Genomic DNA, 2,250 nt, shown 5'->3' with positions numbered 1-2,250 from the left:
TCCACACAGCCTCGGCCGATAGCGGTCGTTCGCTTCGTTCTTCGCCGTTCGGCTCCGCCTTCTCGGCTCCGCAGCTCGACTGTTTGCGCGACGGCGGCAGCCGGGGCATCCTGCGGACCTGTGTGAGTCTTCGAGGGCTGCCGCTCCGTGAACGACCGAGCCTTGGAATCGAGCTACGATCGCTTGGTCGCCGAAATCGCAGCCGTCGTAGACGGCGTCGCCGAGGAGGCGGTTGCGGTCGGGAGGCTCGATGACCTGCCGCAGGCTCCCGTCCTCGCTGGCCGCCATTCCGCCGACCTCGACGCTATGATCGTCGTGCTCGATCGGCAGGGCTCGGTGACGAGCCGGAATGCCGCGGCGAATCGGCTACTACGGCTTCTGCCCGACACCTCGCTCGCCGATCTCGCGGAAACGCCCGCGGCGGGCCGTGCCTTCCTCGCCGCCGTGACCGCCTCCGGCGAGCCGGTGCCCCTCACGCTCGCGGGACCCGACGGCCGTTCCGTATTGATGCTCGGCGCTTTCGACGAGGCCGGTGAGCACATCACCCTGCGCGAGATCCGGCGCGGCCTCGGCGAGCGTGCGCAGCAGCGCCTTGCCGAGTGCATCGGGCTGACGGCCGGCGAGCAGCGGGTGTGCGCGCGGCTGATGGCCGGGCGGAGCATCGCGGAGATCGCCGCCGAACTCGAGCGGAAGGAGAGCACCGTCCGCCAGCAGGTGAAGTCGATCTTGGAGAAGGCGGGCGTGCGCTCGCAGGTCCAGCTGATCTCGCTGGCGTACTCGCTGTCGCTGGCAGTGGAGCGCGCCTCGGCCACCCGCGAAGGGAAAGCGACGACCGCCCTCATCGATGGAGCGAGCGCGTGCCCCGGCGCCAAGGCCGGCTACCACCGCTTCGGGCTGGAGGGCGGCCTGCCCGTGCTGCTCTTCCACGGAGCCCTGTTCGGCATCGCCGCGCTGGCGGAGGTGCGCAGCAGCGCCCGGGCGCTCGGGCTCGACGTCGTCGCGCCGGAGCGTCCCGGATACGGGGCGACGCGGCTGCCCGACGGCGCCGACCCGGTGGCTCTCGCGGTGGAGCACGCGGTCGCGACGCTGGATGCGCTGGGCTGGCGGCAGGTCGTGCTGTTGTCCCACGACATCGGGACGCGCTTCGCCGCGCGCTTCGCGGTCGCGCATCCTGAGCGCGTCGCAGCCCTCGTCGCCGCCCCGGCGACGCCGCCGATGCGGAGCTGGTCCCAGACCGCCGACATGCCGACCCGGCATCGCGTCAACGCGTGGGCGGCGCAGAAGCTGCCGGCGGTCATGGACAAGATCGTGATGCTGGCGCTCGCCCGCATCGCGCGCCGGGGCGTCGAGCTCGTGCCGCAGCTCGTCTTCAGCGATTGTCCCTTCGACGAGGCGGTCCTCGCCCATCTAGACCGCCGGGTCGTCCTCGAGGAAGTGTTCTCCCTCGTCTGGCGCCAGCGGGGCGCCGGCTTCCGCCGCGACATGCTCCTCACCAACGAGGACTGGAGCGACGAGCTGCCATACGTTGCGGCGCCGTTCGTCGCGCTGCACGGGTCCCGCAGCCTGACCGTCTCGCGCAACGCCGTCGAAGGCATGGCGGCGGCCGCGCCGCAGGGGCATTTCAGGCTCGTCGAGGAAGCCGGCCACAGCCTTCCGCTGAGCCACGCGCCTCTGGTCTTCCGCTACGTCCTCGCCGCCGGCATCCGCGCCGGGCTGGGCGGCGCCGAGCACGGTGTGCTCTGAAGAGCGATCCGGCATGAACAACACTACCATCTGGTAGTTTGCAGCCGCTCCCGTCACGGCGAAGGTTCGCGCCGCAACGCGAACGGGCGGGACAATGGCCGGATTCGACCTCGTGACCACATTCTCCGTGCTGGGCCGGACGGGCCCGTTCCTGCTCCTGAGGCTGGGCGTCTATCTGGCGATCGCCGCGGCGATGGTGTCCGCCACCGGCGTCGGCGCCGGGGTCGGGTACGGCATCGGCGGCTTCTGGGAGGACGACGCCCGCCTCGGCGGCGCCTTCTGGGGCGGCGCGGTCGGCTTCGGCCTCACGGCGGGCGTGCTCTATTTCCTGCGCGAATACATCCTCTACATGGTCAAGGCCGGGCACATCGCCGTCATGGTCGAACTCCTGCGCGGGCGTTCGCTGCCCGAAGACCGCGGCCAGGTCGCTTACGGTCAGGCGATGGTGGCGGCGCGGTTCGGGCAGGCCAACGTGCTCTTCGGAGTCGACCAGCTGGTGAAGGGCGT

General features: G+C 71.2%; 1 protein-coding gene and 1 pseudogene. Both read left to right on the top strand.

The genetic code is table 11. The features are described 5' to 3' along the window. The first annotated feature begins 183 nt into the window (after nt 1–183). Nucleotides 184–1,743, top strand: a complete 1,560-nt coding sequence (locus IEX89_RS24030; RefSeq protein WP_188915832.1) for an alpha/beta fold hydrolase — start codon at nt 184–186, stop codon at nt 1,741–1,743. Between the two features lie 112 nt (nt 1,744–1,855). Next, a pseudogene (locus tag IEX89_RS24025) lies at nt 1,856–2,250 on the top strand (hypothetical protein); the annotation flags it as partial.

It is taken from the genome of Salinarimonas ramus (assembly GCF_014645695.1).
Classification (GTDB): Bacteria; Pseudomonadota; Alphaproteobacteria; order Rhizobiales; family Beijerinckiaceae; genus Salinarimonas; species Salinarimonas ramus.
Note: the sequence above shows the minus strand (reverse complement) of the source record. Positions and strands in the feature narration are given on the sequence as shown.